The 14,626-nt window shown below is 75.8% G+C and carries 14 protein-coding genes and 1 riboswitch; of the genes, 10 read left to right on the top strand and 4 right to left on the bottom strand.

The genetic code is table 11. From position 1 onward, the window contains the following. Positions 1 to 41: 41 nt before the first annotated feature. The gene (locus tag BM414_RS09845) at positions 42 to 980 is read right to left on the bottom strand and encodes a siderophore-interacting protein (protein ID WP_245784610.1); all 939 of its coding nucleotides are present in this window, start codon (positions 978 to 980) and stop codon (positions 42 to 44) included. 157 nt (positions 981 to 1,137) lie between these two features. Between BM414_RS09845 and BM414_RS30175 the strand changes: the two genes are divergently transcribed. Further along, entirely contained in the window at positions 1,138 to 2,082 is a 945-nt protein-coding gene (locus tag BM414_RS30175) for an ABC transporter substrate-binding protein (protein WP_245784611.1), read from the top strand. Between the two features lies 1 nt (position 2,083). Here the strand turns inward: BM414_RS30175 and BM414_RS09855 are convergent, their stop codons facing one another. Continuing rightward, complete coding sequence (locus BM414_RS09855) at positions 2,084 to 3,061, bottom strand: EamA family transporter (RefSeq protein ID WP_093579249.1); 978 nt, start codon at positions 3,059 to 3,061, stop codon at positions 2,084 to 2,086. Between the two features lie 46 nt (positions 3,062 to 3,107). Continuing rightward, positions 3,108 to 3,506 carry a VOC family protein gene (locus BM414_RS09860; RefSeq protein ID WP_245784626.1) on the bottom strand — a complete coding sequence of 133 codons (399 nt, stop codon included), beginning with the start codon at positions 3,504 to 3,506 and terminating at the stop codon, positions 3,108 to 3,110. A 125-nt stretch (positions 3,507 to 3,631) separates the two neighbouring features. Here BM414_RS09860 and BM414_RS09865 point away from each other — a divergent pair, with 125 nt between their 5' ends. From BM414_RS09865 to BM414_RS09905, 9 genes are all read left to right on the top strand, one after another. Continuing rightward, on the top strand, positions 3,632 to 3,991 hold the full coding sequence (locus BM414_RS09865; protein WP_093579251.1) for a hypothetical protein: 360 nt from the start codon (positions 3,632 to 3,634) through the stop codon (positions 3,989 to 3,991). Between the two features lie 43 nt (positions 3,992 to 4,034). Continuing rightward, positions 4,035 to 4,817, top strand: a complete 783-nt coding sequence (locus tag BM414_RS09870; protein WP_093579252.1) for a thioesterase family protein — start codon at positions 4,035 to 4,037, stop codon at positions 4,815 to 4,817. 83 nt (positions 4,818 to 4,900) lie between these two features. Further along, the gene (locus tag BM414_RS09875; protein ID WP_093579253.1) at positions 4,901 to 5,797 is read left to right on the top strand and encodes a mechanosensitive ion channel family protein; all 897 of its coding nucleotides are present in this window, start codon (positions 4,901 to 4,903) and stop codon (positions 5,795 to 5,797) included. Continuing rightward, entirely contained in the window at positions 5,794 to 6,288 is a 495-nt protein-coding gene (locus BM414_RS09880; RefSeq protein ID WP_093579254.1) for an Rv3103c transmembrane domain-containing protein, read from the top strand. Before BM414_RS09875 ends, BM414_RS09880 begins: the two co-directional genes overlap by 4 nt. A gap of 71 nt (positions 6,289 to 6,359) precedes the next feature. After that, positions 6,360 to 7,940 (top strand): carboxyl transferase domain-containing protein, encoded by a 1,581-nt coding sequence (locus BM414_RS09885; protein ID WP_093579255.1) that lies wholly within the window; start codon positions 6,360 to 6,362, stop codon positions 7,938 to 7,940. 5 nt (positions 7,941 to 7,945) lie between these two features. Next, entirely contained in the window at positions 7,946 to 9,913 is a 1,968-nt protein-coding gene (locus BM414_RS09890; RefSeq protein WP_093579368.1) for an acetyl/propionyl/methylcrotonyl-CoA carboxylase subunit alpha, read from the top strand. A 34-nt stretch (positions 9,914 to 9,947) separates the two neighbouring features. Next, positions 9,948 to 10,063: riboswitch (SAM riboswitch) on the top strand. A 44-nt stretch (positions 10,064 to 10,107) separates the two neighbouring features. Next, positions 10,108 to 11,400, top strand: a complete 1,293-nt coding sequence (locus BM414_RS09895; protein ID WP_093579256.1) for a bifunctional o-acetylhomoserine/o-acetylserine sulfhydrylase — start codon at positions 10,108 to 10,110, stop codon at positions 11,398 to 11,400. 1 nt (position 11,401) lies between these two features. Next, on the top strand, positions 11,402 to 12,523 hold the full coding sequence (gene metX / locus BM414_RS09900) for a homoserine O-acetyltransferase MetX (protein ID WP_245784612.1): 1,122 nt from the start codon (positions 11,402 to 11,404) through the stop codon (positions 12,521 to 12,523). 72 nt (positions 12,524 to 12,595) lie between these two features. After that, the gene (locus BM414_RS09905) at positions 12,596 to 13,666 is read left to right on the top strand and encodes a threonine aldolase family protein (RefSeq protein WP_093579258.1); all 1,071 of its coding nucleotides are present in this window, start codon (positions 12,596 to 12,598) and stop codon (positions 13,664 to 13,666) included. A 334-nt stretch (positions 13,667 to 14,000) separates the two neighbouring features. On the opposite strand, the gene BM414_RS09910 is transcribed toward BM414_RS09905, so the two are convergent. Further along, entirely contained in the window at positions 14,001 to 14,579 is a 579-nt protein-coding gene (locus BM414_RS09910; protein ID WP_217644643.1) for a gamma carbonic anhydrase family protein, read from the bottom strand. Positions 14,580 to 14,626: the final 47 nt, after the last annotated feature.

Consider the following 14,626-nt stretch of genomic DNA (forward strand, 5'->3'; position numbering starts at 1 on the left):
ACGTCCTGGCGCGCAGGACGTGCGGAGAGCTTCCTCTGCCTCTAGTTCTCCGCGCGGCCCTCGCGCCAGTAGCCCATGAACGCCACCGAGCGCCGGTCGACGCCGAGGTCGGCGACCAGGTGTCGGCGCAGCCGCTTGACCACCCCGGCCTCACCGGCCAGCCAGGCGTAGCAGCCGGCCCCCGCGGCGGGGTCCTCCGGGACCTCCCACAGCGGCTCGGTCTCCAGGTCGACGTCCTCGGGCGCGGGTGCCGGCGCGGCGCAGACGCCGAGGTCGACCAGCGCGGCGTGCACGGCGGGCACCAGCAGCTCGCCGCGTGGGCGGTCGGCGCGGGCCAGCCAGCGCACCTGCACGCCCTCGGGCAGCCGCAGGTCCTGCAGGTCGGCGGCCTGCGGCACCTCCAGGACGGCGACGGCGCGCTGCCCGGGCGGCAGCGACTCGAGGATCGCGCCGACGGCGGGCACCGCGGTCTCGTCGCCGGCGAGCAGCAGGCAGGTGGCCGAGGCGGGGGGCGCCCACTCCACGCCCCAGGCGCGGCCGCGGCCGGGCCGGTCGGGGCCCATGAGGACCATCGGGTCGCCGGGGCGGGCCTGCGCGGCCCAGGTGGCGGCGGGGCCGTCGTGGCCGTCGGAGACCTCGTGCAGGACGATGTCGAGGTCGAGCTCGGCCTGCTCGGGCCGGGCCGCGCGCACGGTGTAGGTGCGCAGGACCGGGCGCCGCTCCCCGGTCAGCGCGCAGTAGGCCGGGTACCACTCGGCGCCGGCGGCCCGGAGCTCGGCGAGCGCGGTGGGGTCGGGGGCGAGGACGAGCTTGACCCGCTGGTCGTCGCCGGCGACGCCGAACCCGCCCAGGCGCGGTCCGGTCAGCGTGATCCGCACCATGGAGGGGCCCAGCGGCACCACCCGGGCGACGACGGTCTCGAAGAACAGCCACTGCGGCAGCTCGGCCACCACCGCTGTCGGGGCCTCGGTCGTGGTCACTGCCGGTCTCCGCTCGGCTCGGGGACGGCCCTTGCGGACCGCGGGTAAGGCAAGGCTAACCTCGGTACGCCCGCAGGGGGAACCCCTGCCCGACCCGGGGGAGATCCCTGGTGTCCGACCCCCGCGCCCGCTCGGCGCCTCCCTCGCGCTGGCGGCCGTGCTCGCCACCGGCGCGTGCGCCGGATCCGGCACCGACGACCGGGCGGAGGCCGCGACCGGGAGCTGGTCGTTCACCGACGACCTCGGCACCACCGTCGAGCTCGACAGCCGGCCCGATCGGGTCGCCGGCCTCAACGACGTCGCGTCGTCGCTCTGGAACCACGGCATCGAGCCGGTGGCCACCTTCGGCCAGACCTCGGCCGCCGACGACGTCCAGTTCGAGGGCCGCGACCTCTCCGGCGTCGAGATCGTCGGCGAGAGCTACGGGCAGATCGACCTCGAGGCGCTGGCCGCCGCCGACCCCGACCTCATCGTGACCACCGTCTACCCGGTCGACTCCGGGGGGACGCTGGACGACACCCAGCCGCTCTACGGCTTCGAGTCCCTCGAGCAGCAGGAGCAGGTCGCGCAGATCGCACCGGTCGTGGCGATCGCCTGGCGCGGCTCGGCGGCCGACGTCATCGAGCGCACGGCCGAGCTCGCCGGGTCGCTCGGCGCGGACCTGGAGAGCGCGGAGGTCACCGCGGCGCGGCGGGACTACGAGGAGGCCTCCGCGGCGCTCACCGAGGCCGCCTCCTCCGGCGTGACCGTGCTGCCGGTGGCCGCCTACCCCGACGAGGGCTTCTACGTGGCCAAGGCGCCCGACGACCCGTCGCTGCGCCTCTACGCCGACCTCGGCGTGCAGTTCGTGGACCCGGGCGGCGAGGACTACTTCTGGCAGACCGCGAGCTGGGAGCAGGTCCCGCAGTACACCAGCGACGTGATCCTCTACTCGCTGCGCGGCGCGATGACGCCCGAGGAGATGTCCAGCCAGCCCACGTACCGGCTGCTGCCGGCCGCGCAGGTGTACCCGTGGGAGTACGTCGGCATGGACCACGCTGCCCAGGCCCGCTACATGGAGCGCCTGGCCGGCCGGCTCGCCGACGCGCAGCAGGTGAGCTGACCTAGAGGGGCGCCGGCGTCTCGGGGACCGGCGCCGGCGCCGGCGCCGGCCGGGCGGCGGCGGTGCGGGCGGTCTGGGCCAGCGCGATGCCCCCGAGCACGACCAGGCCCCCGGCCACCTGCCACCCGCTGAGCACCTGCTCGAGCCACAACCACGCGACGATCGAGGCGAACACCGGCTCCACGGTGGCCACCAGCCCGGCGGTCGTGGGCGGCAGGTGGCGAAGGGCGGCGATCGACAGCCAGAACGGCACGATCGCCCCGAGCACCACGATCCACAGCACGAGGGCCCACAGCGGCAGCTGCGCCGAGCCGAGCGAGACCGGCACCCGCTCCCCCAGCACGCCGGCCTCGAACCGCGCCGTGAACGGGGCGACGACGGCCCAGAACAGCGCCGCGGCGACGAAGGTCCAGGTGGTCAGCGCGACCGGGTCGCGGGTGGCCGTACCGCGCTCGCCCATCAGGTAGTACGTGGCCAGGCAGACCGCGGCCGCCAGGCCCGCCGCGACGCCGAGCAGGTCCAGCGAGCCACCGCCCTGCCACACCTGGGCGACGAGGACCAGCCCCGACAGCGACAGCGCGAGCGCCGCCCAGATGCGCGGGCGGACCGGCTCCTTGCGCACCAGCCGGACCCACAGCGCGATGCCCACCGGTGCGGTCATCTCGAAGACCAGCGCGATCCCGACGGGCAGCCGGCCGATGGCGACGTAGTAGAGGAACTGGGTCATCGCGACGCCGACCACCCCGAAGACGGCGAGGAAGGGCACCTCGCGCCAGGTCAGCCGCAGCCGTTGCGGTGCGACGAGGGCCAGCGCGGCCAGCAGGCCGACCGCCGCCCCGCCGCAGCGCATCGCCGTCAGCCAGGTGGGCGGGACGCCGGCCTGCAGCGCCAGCGTGGAGACGGTGCCGTTGACGGCGAACAGCCCCGCCGCCCCGATGGTGGTCAGGTAGCCGACGGCGGGGCGGCGGGTGTGCGGCACCGATGCAGCGTAGCGGGCGTAGCGGCCTACGCCACCTACGAACGACTCACTGCACGGTCACGGGGTCCATCCACATGACCTCCCAGACGTGGCCGTCGGGGTCGGTGAAGCTCGAGGCGTACATGAAGCCGTGGTCCTGGGACGGCATCCACGTGCCGCCGCCGGCGCCCATCGCCTTCTCGACCAGCTGGTCGACCTCCTCGCGGCTCTCGCAGGACAGGGCGTACAGCGCCGCCGTCGCCTGCCGCGGGTCGCCGATGAGGGTCCCCTCGGGGAGGAACCCGGCCAGCTTCTCGCGGGTGGCCAGCTGCAGGTGGATGGCGTCGCTGACGGCCACCGAGACCGTCGTGTCGTCGGAGAACTGCTCGTTCACCGAGAACCCGAGGGTGGTGTAGAAGGCACGGCTGGCCGCCACGTCGGTCACCGGCAGGTTGAGGAACAGCATGCGCACGGTCGCGCTCCCGTCGTCGGGGGCCCTCCGTCGGGCCCGTCGCAGGGAGAGACGGCCCACCCCGCGAGAACTCATCGGCGGACGGGTGGCTCCCAGGGACGGCGGGCACCCTCGACGGCGTGACCGAACCCCGTCCGCCGTGGTCCCGCCGGCGCCGCCGACTGCTCCTGGGTCTGGCCGCGGGCGCCGTCGTCGGCGGGGCCGGGGCGCTGGTGCTGCCCGCCGAGTTCGGCGCCACCGCCGCGTACCTCGGGGGGCTGTGCGCGTTCCTGCTTGTCGCGGCGGCGGTCGTCTTCCTCGCCGTCCCGGGACCGGACACGGCCGGCACGCTGCTGCGCTCCACCCCGATGGGCGGCGCCGTGCTCGTCGTCGGCGTCCTTGTCGCCCTCTCGGCGGAGGGCCAGCCGCTGTGGTGGCTGACCGCGGCCGTCGGCGCGGTGTGGCTCGGCTCGGCGCTGTGGCTGGCCCGCCGCAGCTGACCCGCGGGAGGAGCCCGACCCGGGCCGGGCGAGACTGCCGGGCGTGGACCTGCCCTCCGCCTGCTACCTCCCGGACGGCGACGGCTACGTCGCGACCGCGCTGACCATCGGGCCGTGGGACCCGGCCCTCCAGCACGCCGGGCCGCCGGCCGCGCTGCTGGCCCGCGAGGTCGAGCGGGCCGGCGGGATCCCCGACGGGCAGACGGTGCGGCTGGCCTACGACGTCCTGGGGCCGGTGCCGGTCGGCCCGGTGGCGGTGGAGGCACGGGTGCTGCGACCCGGCCGGCGGATCGAGCTCGTCGAGGCCGTCCTCACCGCGGGCGGGCGCACGGCGATGCGGGTGACCGCCTGGCGCATGCGCACCCGGGACGCCGCCGACACCGCGACGCCGCCGCAGCCGGCCGCCGTCGGCCCGGACGACGGCCGCCCCGCGGTGTTCGACGTCTTCAGCCAGGAGGTCGCCTACCACCGGGCGCTGGACTGGCGGGAGGCGTCGGGCACCCTCACCGCCCTCGGGCCGGCCGCGGCCTGGACCCGGCCGTCGTGCGCGCTGGTCGACGGCGAGCCGATGACGCCGCTGCAGCACCTGCTGGTCATGACCGACGCGGCCAGCGGCATCTCCGCCGAGCTCGCGTGGGACCGGGCGACCTTCGCCAACGTCGACCTCGTCGTCGCGCTGTTCCGGCAGCCGGCGGGCGAGTGGCTGGGCATGGACGCGACGACGACGCTCGGGCCCACCGGCGTGGGGCAGTGCGCCGCCGACCTCTACGACGGCACCGGCCGGATCGGCCGCTCGGTCGCCTCGCTGTTCGTCGAGCCGCGGTAGCCGGAGCGGCAGAAATGGCCATTCCTGCCGCTCCGGACCAGGGTGGACGGCGGGACGAGGAGATCAGGAGGACCGCAGCCGCCATGGCGCCACTGACCGCCCTGCTCGACTGGCTCGCCGGCCGCGGCCTGGAGATCGTGCTGATCGTCCTCGGCTCGATCCTGGTCGCCCGCTTCATCACCTGGGTCGGCAAACGGATCACCGACCGCATCGACGCCCGCTCCACCGGCGGCGACGTGCTGGTGCGGTCGGAGGCCGCCAAGCACCGCCACTCGCTGACCCAGGTGATCACCTGGGCGCTGATCGTCCTGGTCTACGCGGTGACGGTGTTCTACGTGCTCGACCGCCTCGGCGTCCCGGTCACCGGCCTGGTCGCGCCGGCCACCGTCCTCGGCGTCGGGCTGGGCTTCGGTGCCCAGCGCATCGTCGGTGACGTCCTGGCCGGCTTCTTCCTCATCGCCGAGCGGCAGTACGGCTTCGGCGACGTCGTGTCGATCGCCGTCGTCGGCGGCGGCGACCCGGCCGACGGCACCGTGGAGGACGTCACGCTGCGGGTGACCCGGCTGCGCTCGGCCGACGGCGAGGTCGTCACCGTCCCGAACGGGCAGATCGTCAAGGTCGTCAACCTCTCCCGCGACTGGGCGCGCGCCGTCGTCGACGTCCCCGTGCCGACGACGGCCGACGTCAACCGGGTCAACGAGGTCCTCCGCGAGGTGAACCGGCAGGCCTTCGCCGACGAGGACCTGCGCCGCCTGCTGCTCGACGAGCCCAGCGTGATGGGCGTCGAGAGCATCGACCTCGAGCAGGTGAACGTGCGCGTGGTCGCCCGCACGCTGCCGGGCCGGCAGTTCGAGGTGGGCCGCGACCTGCGGGCCCGCATCGTGCTGGCGTTCGCCCGCGCCGGCCTCAACCTCACCCCCGGTCCGGAGCCGGCGCCGGCGCCGGCTCCCGCGCCGGCCCGGCAGGGGGCGCAGCAGTGACCGTCCCCGGCGCCCCGCGGACCGATCCCGAGGGCACCGGCGGCGACCCGGCGGCCCGCGGTCGCTTCGGCCTGTCCGGCCTCTTCCGCCGCACGCCCGGGCACATCGGCCGCGCACGCACCTCCACCCTGGTGCTGGTGCTGCTCTTCGTCGGCCTCGGGGTGCTCTACCTCTACGTGCGGCCGGCGGACCCGGCCACCGACCCCGCCGGCGGCACGACCCAGGTGAGCACCCCGGCACCCGCGCCGGCGACGACCACCGAGGCCCCGGGCACCACCGAGCCGGTCCCGACGACGCCGGAGGAGACCACGGCGCCGACGACGACGGACCTGCCGACGGACCCGACGACCACGCCGCCGTCCCTCCCGACCGGCTCGCGGACGACCGAGCCCAGCGAGACCGAGCCCGGCGAGCCCGCACCGACGACCGGCGAGGCGCCGGCGACCAGCGAGGCCCCCGCCCCGACCACGGGGAGCACCCCCACGGGCTGACCGGCGCGTGGACAGCCGATGTGAACGCCCGTTAACGTCTGGGCATCCCCACAGCTCACCCGGAGGCACACATGGCGGTCGCCGCGCCGCAGTCGCCGCGCGCCCACCACGAGGACCTGGTCGCCGAGCTGGCCGAGCGGCTCCGGCAGCGGGCGCTCGGCGGGTCGGAGGCATCGCGGGCCCGGCACGTCGAGCGGGGCAAGCTGCTCCCCCGCGACCGCGTGGCCCACCTGCTCGACCCCGGCAGCCCCTTCCTCGAGCTCTCGCCGCTGGCCGCCGAGGGCATGTACGACGGCGACTCCCCCGGCGCCGGGATCATCACCGGGATCGGCCGCGTCGCCGGCCGGCCGTGCGTCCTCGTCGTCAACGACGCCACGGTCAAGGGCGGCACCTACTACCCGATCACCGTGAAGAAGCACCTGCGCGCCCAGGAGGTGGCGCTGCAGAACCGGCTGCCGTGCGTCTACCTCGTCGACTCCGGCGGGGCGTTCCTGCCGATGCAGGACGAGGTCTTCCCCGACCGCGAGCACTTCGGCCGGATCTTCTTCAACCAGGCCACGATGAGCGCCCGCGGCATCCCGCAGGTCGCCGCCGTCCTCGGCTCCTGCACCGCCGGCGGCGCCTACGTGCCGGCGATGGCCGACGAGTCGGTCATCGTCCGCGAGCAGGGCACGATCTTCCTGGGCGGGCCGCCGCTGGTGAAGGCGGCGACCGGCGAGGTGGTCACCGCCGAGGACCTCGGCGGCGGCGACCTGCACAGCCGCGTCTCCGGCGTCACCGACCACCTCGCCGACGACGACGAACACGCGCTGGAGATCGTGCGCCGCATCGTCGCGACGCTGGCCCCGCCCGCACCGCCGGCCTGGGAGCTCGCCCCGCCGCGCGACGCCGTCCGCCCGCAGACCGACCTCTACGACCTGGTGCCGGTCGACCCGCGCACGCCCTACGACGTCCGCGACGTCATCACCACGCTCGTCGACGGCGGGGAGCACCAGGAGTTCAAGGCGCTGTACGGGCCGACGCTGGTGACCACCTTCGCCCGGCTGCACGGGCACCCGGTGGGCATCGTGGCCAACAACGGCGTGCTGTTCGGCGAGTCCGCGCTCAAGGGCGCGCACTTCGTCCAGCTGTGCGACCAGCGGCGGATCCCCCTGGTGTTCCTGCAGAACATCACCGGCTTCATGGTCGGCCGCGACTACGAGGCCGGGGGCATCGCCAAGCACGGCGCCAAGATGGTCACCGCCGTCGCCTGCGCCCGGGTACCCAAGCTCACCGTGGTGATCGGCGGCTCCTACGGCGCGGGCAACTACTCGATGTGCGGCCGGGCCTACTCCCCCCGCTTCCTGTGGATGTGGCCCAACGCCCGCATCTCGGTGATGGGCGGCGAGCAGGCCGCCTCGGTGCTGGCCACCGTCCGCCGCGACGGCCTCGCCGCCCGCGGCACCGACTGGCCCGCGGAGGAGGAAGAGGCGTTCAAGGCGCCGGTCCGCGACCGGTACGAGGCCCAGGGCAACCCCTACTACTCGACGGCGCGGCTCTGGGACGACGGCGTCCTCGACCCCGCCGACACCCGCACCGTCCTCGGCCTGGCGCTGTCCGCGTGCGCCCAGGCACCCCTCGACGACGTCGCCTACGGCGTCTTCCGGATGTGACCGCCGTGTTCGACACCGTCCTCGTCGCCAACCGGGGCGAGATCGCCGTCCGGGTGGTCCGCACGCTGCGCCGCCTCGGCATCCGCTCCGTCGCCGTCTACAGCGACCCCGACGCCGGCGCGCCGCACGTCCGCGCCGCCGACGTCGCCTACCGCCTGGGGCCCGCCGCGGCCGCGGAGAGCTACCTGTCGGTGGAGCGCGTCGTCGAGGCGTGCCGGGCCACCGGCGCGCAGGCCGTGCACCCCGGCTACGGCTTCCTCTCGGAGAACCCCGCCCTGGCCGCCGCACTGGCCGACGCCGGCGTCGTGTTCGTCGGCCCGCCGGCCGAGGCGATCCGGGTGATGGGCGACAAGATCACCGCCAAGAAGACGGTCCATGCCTCCGGCGTGCCCGTCGTCCCGGGCATCGCCGAGCCCGGTCTCACCGACGACGACCTGGTGGCCGCGGCACCGGGCATCGGCTTCCCCGTGCTGGTCAAGCCCTCGGCCGGTGGCGGCGGCAAGGGCATGCGCGTGGTCGAGGACGCCGCCGGCCTGCCCGCGGCCCTCGCCGGCGCCCGCCGGGAAGCCCGGGCCTCGTTCGGCGACGACACGCTGTTCCTCGAGCGGTTCGTGCAGCGGCCCCGGCACGTCGAGGTGCAGGTGCTCGCCGACACGCACGGCACCGTCGTCCACCTCGGCGAGCGCGAGTGCAGCCTGCAGCGGCGGCACCAGAAGGTGGTCGAAGAGGCGCCGTCCCCGCTGCTCGACGCCGCCACCCGCGCCCGCATCGGCGCGGCGGCCTGCGCCACCGCTCGCAGCGTCGGCTACACCGGCGCCGGCACCGTCGAGTTCATCGTCTCCGCCGACCGGCCCGACGAGTTCTTCTTCATGGAGATGAACACCCGGCTGCAGGTCGAGCACCCGGTCACCGAGGTCGTCACCGGCCTGGACCTGGTCGAGCAGCAGCTGCGGGTGGCGGCCGGGGAGCCGCTCGCCTTCGCCCAGGACGACGTCGCGCTGACCGGCTGGGCCGTCGAGGCACGGGTCTACGCCGAGGACCCCGGCCGCGGTTTCCTGCCCACCGGCGGGCGGGTGCTGGCGCTGGCCGAGCCCGCCGGCGCCCGCGTGGACAGCGGGATCGCCGCCGGCACCGTCGTCGGCTCGGACTACGACCCGATGCTGGCCAAGGTGGTCGCCTCCGGTCCCGACCGCGCCACCGCCCTGGCCGCGCTGGACCGCGCGCTGGCCGGCACCGCGGTGCTCGGCGTGACCACGAACGTCGGCTTCGTCCGGGCGCTCCTCGCCGAGCCCGACGTGCGGGCCGGGCACCTCGACACCGCACTGCTCGACCGGTTCGCCACGGGCTGGGAGCCGGCGCCGGTGCCCGACACCGCGCTGCTCGCCGCCGCCGCGTCCGTGTGGCTGGCGACGTGGGCCGCCGCCGACCCGGCCGACCCGTGGAGCGCGCCCACCGGCTTCCGCGCCGGGTCCGGGCCCGCGCCGTTCGTCGTCCGGCTGGAGGTGGGCGGGCAGCCGCGCACGGTCACCCTCACCGGCACCCCCGCGGCCGCGTCCGCCACGGTCGACGGCGAGGATGCCGGCCTGCTCGCCTGCGCGGCCGAGGACGACGGCGTCGTGCTCGTGCGCGCCGGCGTCCGCTCCCGCTGCCTGGTGGCCGACGACGGCGAGACGCTGTTCGTGCACGCCGAGGGCGCGGACTGGCCGCTGCGGCGGGCCCGGCGGGTGCTGCTGCGGCCCGACATCGCCGGCGCGCACGCCCCCGAGCTGACCAGCCCGATGCCCGGCACCGTGATCGCGGTCCCGGCGGCCGAGGGGCGGGCCGTGCGCGCCGGCGACCCGGTCGTCGTCGTCGAGGCGATGAAGATGGAGCACACGCTGCGCGCCCCGGTCGACGGCGTCGTCGAGCTGCTGGTCGCCGCGGGCGCCCAGGTGGCGCTCGACCAGGTGCTCGCCCGGCTCACCCCCGCCTGATCCCGGGCCGGGGCTCCCGCTAGGGTCGCGGCAGGCTCACGAGAGGCAGCGTCAAGTACCTGGCTGGCTGCCCGGCAACCTCTCTCCGTCCGAGGTGCTCCCAGGGGAAGAGCCGGCCGGGTGGCGTCCGCCGCACGGCAAGACGGAGCCCTCCGTGCGCCGCGGGGTCTCCGCGAGCGAGAGGAGACGGCGCCGTGACCGACCCGCAGAGCTGGAGCTTCGAGACCCGGCAGATCCACGCCGGGGCCAGCCCCGACCCGACCACCGGGGCCCGCGCCCTGCCGATCTACGCCACCACCAGCTACCAGTTCCGCGACACCCAGCACGCCGCCGACCTGTTCGCGCTGGCGGAGATGGGCAACATCTACACGCGGATCATGAACCCGACGCAGGACGCGCTCGAGCAGCGCGTGGCCTCGCTCGAGGGCGGCGTCGCGGCGCTCGCCGTGGCCAGCGGCCAGGCCGCCGAGACCCTGGCGATCCTCAACGTCGCCGAGGCCGGCAGCCACGTCGTCGCCTCGGCCTCGCTGTACGGCGGCACCTACAACCTGCTGCACCACTCGCTGCCCAAGCTCGGCGTCGAGGTCTCCTTCGTCGAGGACCCCGACGACCCGGAGAACTGGCAGTCACTGGTCCGCGAGAACACCAAGGCCTTCTACGCCGAGTCGATCGGCAACCCCAAGGGCGACGTCCTGGACATCTCCGCGGTGTCGGAAGCTGCGCACCGCAACGGCGTGCCGCTGATCGTCGACAACACCGTCGCCACGCCGTACCTCGTGCGCCCGCTCGAGCACGGCGCCGACGTCGTCGTGCACTCGGCCACGAAGTACCTCGGCGGCCACGGCACCGCGATCGCCGGGGTCATCGTCGACGGCGGCAACTTCGACTGGACCCGCGGGAAGTTCCCCGGCTTCACCACGCCGGACCCGACGTACCACGGCGTCGTCTACGCCGACCTCGGTGCGCCGGCGTTCGCCCTCAAGGCCCGCGTGCAGCTGCTGCGCGACCTCGGGCCGGCGATCAGCCCGTTCAACGCCTGGTTGGTCGTGCAGGGCATCGAGACGCTGTCGCTGCGCATGGAGCGGCACGTGGCCAACGCCCAGCGGGTAGCGGAGTTCCTCGAGGCGCACGACGAGGTCGAGTCGGTGCACTACGCCGGCCTGCCGTCCTCGCCGTGGCACGCCGCCCAGCAGCGCTACGCCCCGCGCGGCGCCGGCGCCGTCCTCGCCTTCGAGATCCGCGGTGGCAAGGAGGCCGGCCAGCGCTTCGTCGAGGCGCTGGAGCTGCACAGCCACGTGGCCAACATCGGCGACGTGCGCAGCCTGGTGATCCACCCCGCCTCGACGACGCACTCGCAGCTGACCCCCGAGGAGCAGCGGACCACCGGGGTCACCCCCGGCCTGGTGCGCCTGGCCGCCGGCCTGGAGGGGATCGAGGACATCCTCGCCGACCTCGAGGCGGGGTTCCGCGCCGCCAAGGGCGCCTGACGTGAGCGGGGTGTGGGACGCCCCGGCGTCCCGCACCCCGCCGCGCACCGGCGGGTGGCGCGACGGCGACCCCGCCGGGGACCGGCTCTTCCTGGACCTGGACGGACCGGTCCGGCTCGAGCGCGGCGGGGTGCTGCCCGGCGTCCGGGTGGCCTACGAGACCTGGGGCACCCTCACCCCGGACGGCGGCAACGCGGTGCTGGTCGAGCACGCGCTGACCGGCGACAGCCACGTCACCGGCCCCGCCGGCCCCGGCCACCCGACGCCGGGCTGGTGGGCGTCGCTGGTCGGCCCGGGCGCGGCCCTGGACACCGACCGCTTCTTCGTCGTCTGCGCCAACGTCCTCGGCGGCTGCCAGGGGACGACCGGCCCGTCGTCGACGGCACCCGACGGCCGGCCGTGGGGCTCGCGGTTCCCCGAGGTGACCGTGGCCGACCAGGTGCTGGTCGAGGCGGCGCTGGCCGACACGCTGGGCGTGCGCCGCTGGGCCGCCGTCGTCGGCGGGTCGATGGGCGGCATGCGGGCGCTGGAGTGGGCGGTGGCGCTGCCCGACCGGGTGGCCGGGCTGTTCTTCCTCGCCTCGGGCGCGGCGGCCACGGCCGACCAGATCGGCACGCAGACCACCCAGCAGGCCGCCATCCGCGCCGACCCCGCGTGGGCCGGCGGCGACCACCTGCCGGGGCCCGGGCCGGTGGCCGGGCTCGGCGTCGCCCGGCGGATCGCGCACCTCACCTACCGCAGCGCCTTCGAGCTGGAGGAGCGCTTCGGCCAGGTCGTGCAGGACGACGGCCGGTTCGCCGTCGCCTCCTACCTCGACCACCACGCCGACAAGCTGGCCCGCCGCTTCGACGCCGGCAGCTACGTGCTGCTCACCGAGGCGATGAACAGCTGGGACGTCGGGCGCGGGCGGGGCGGGGTGGAGGCCGCGCTGGCGCGGGTGACGGCGCGGGCGGTGGTGGCCGGCGTCGACTCCGACCGGCTGTACCCGCTGGCGCTGCAGCAACGGGTGGCCGACGCGCTCGGTGTGCCGCTGCACGTGCTGTCCTCGCCGTACGGGCACGACGGCTTCCTCGTCGAGGCCGGCGCCGTGGGCACGCTCCTGCGCGAGCTGCTCGACTCCTGACCCCATCGCGCGGTCCCGCCCGGTCCCCAGGGCCGGGCGTGCGAGATCACGGGACCCCGACAGACTGGCCCTGTGAGCGACCCCGACCTCGACGCCCTGCGGCTGGCCTGCGACCGCGCGCTGACCGGCCACGGCCCCCAGCGCGCCGCCGACCTGCTGGCCACCATCCCGCCGGACACCCGGCTGGACCGCTACGGCGCGGGCGGCGTCGTCGCCGAGCTGGAGGCGGAGGTCGCGCAGGTGCTGGGCAAGCCGGCCGCCGTCTACCTGCCCAGCGGCACCATGGCCCAGCAGGCGGTGCTGCGCGTGCACGCCGGGCGCAGCCGCCGGCAGACCGTGGTCGGGCACCCCGAGTGCCACCTGTTCCGGCACGAGGGCGGCGCGCTGGCGCGGCTGCAGGGCCTGGTCGAGCGCCCGGTCGGCGACCGGCACCGGATGCTGCTGCGCGCCGACCTCGACGACGTGGCCGAGACGCCGGCGGCGCTGGTGGTGGAGCTGCCGCAGCGCGACCTCGGGGGGCCGCTGCCGTCCTGGGACGACGTCGTCGAGCAGGCGGCGTGGGCGCACGACCACGGCACCGTCGCCCACCTCGACGGCGCCCGCCTCTGGGAGGCCGCCGCCGGCTTCGAGCTCCCGCCGTCCGACGTGGCGGCGCCCTTCGACACCGTCTACGTCAGCTTCTACAAGGGCATCGGCGCGCTGGCCGGGTGCGCCGTGGCCGGGCCGGCCGACGTCGTCGCCGAGGTCCGCGAGTGGCGCGGGCGGATGGGCGGCACGCTGTTCGGCCTGTGGCCCGGCGCGGCCTCGGCGCTGACCTGCCTGCGCCGCCGGCTGCCGCTGTTCCCCGCCTACCTCGAGCGCGCGCGGGAGGTGGCCGACGCCGTGCGCGACCTGCCCGGCGTGCGCGTCGTCCCCGACCCGCCGGAGACGCCGATGCTGCACCTGCTGCTGTCGACGACGCCGGAGGCCTTCCGCGCCGCCGCCCGCGCGCTGGCCGAGGAGGGCCTGTGGACGTGGGCGCAGCCGGGGGTCACCGGCGACCCCACCGTGGTGCGCGTGGAGCTGCCGGTGGGCGACGCGACGCTGGCGCTGTCCCTGGAGGAGGCCCGGACCGCCGTCGCCCGCCTCGCCGCCGCCGTCTGAACCGCGCCGGACCTGCGATCTCGTGGCCCTCAGCGCGCGATGGCCACGAGTTCGCAGGTCTCGGCGTCGAGGGCGGGACCTCAGGCGCGCGGTGCGGGGATCTCCGGCCTGCGCAGTGACCCGGAGCCCGCGTCGGCGGGGACGACGGCGGGCATGTCGATGTGGATGCCCAGCAGTCCTCCGGGGGCCTGCGGACCACGGGGGGATGGCAGACCTGGGGACGGACCAGCGGAGAGCTGGGCACGGGCCGGCGTCCCCGGGACCCGAGCCACCCTGCTCCGGGACCTCGGGGCAGCGGCTGGGGACGAGGAGCCCTCCGCGCGCGTCGGCGCGCTCAGTCCGCCGAGTCGCCGGGGACGTGGCCGGCCGAGGGCAGCGGGCGGCGCACCACCGGCCGCACCCTGCGCGCCGCGTCGAGTCGCTCGGTGTAGCTCAGCGCGTTGAGCCGGATGTGGGTGAGGTCGTCCTCGGTGGCCTGCCGGAGCACCCTCGCCGGGACGCCGGCCACCAGCGAGCCCGGCGGCACGACCGTCCCCTGGGTGACGACGGCCCCCGCGGCCACGATGGAGCCCGACCCGATGTGCGCGCCGTTCATCACCACGCTGCCCATGCCGACGAGGACGTCGTCGTCGACGCGGGCGCCGTGCAGCACGACGCGGTGTCCCACGCTCACCCCGCGGCCGACGACCAGCGGGAAGCCGGGGTCGGAGTGCAGGGTGCAGCCGTCCTGGATGTTCGACTCGGGGCCGATCTCGATGACCTCGCCGTCGGCCCGGGCGACCGCGCCGTACCAGATGCTGGACCGGGGTCCCATGGTCACCGCGCCGACCACCACGGCCGTCGGCGCGACGAAGGCGTCGTCGTCGATGGACGGGGCACCGAAGGGCAGTTCCGCGATGTAGTTGTCCGCCACGGCTCCACCCCAGCACAGGTCACCCCCGCACGGCGCGCGGGACGCCG

This window comes from Geodermatophilus amargosae, assembly GCF_900116515.1.
Taxonomy (GTDB): Bacteria; Actinomycetota; Actinomycetes; order Mycobacteriales; family Geodermatophilaceae; genus Geodermatophilus; species Geodermatophilus amargosae.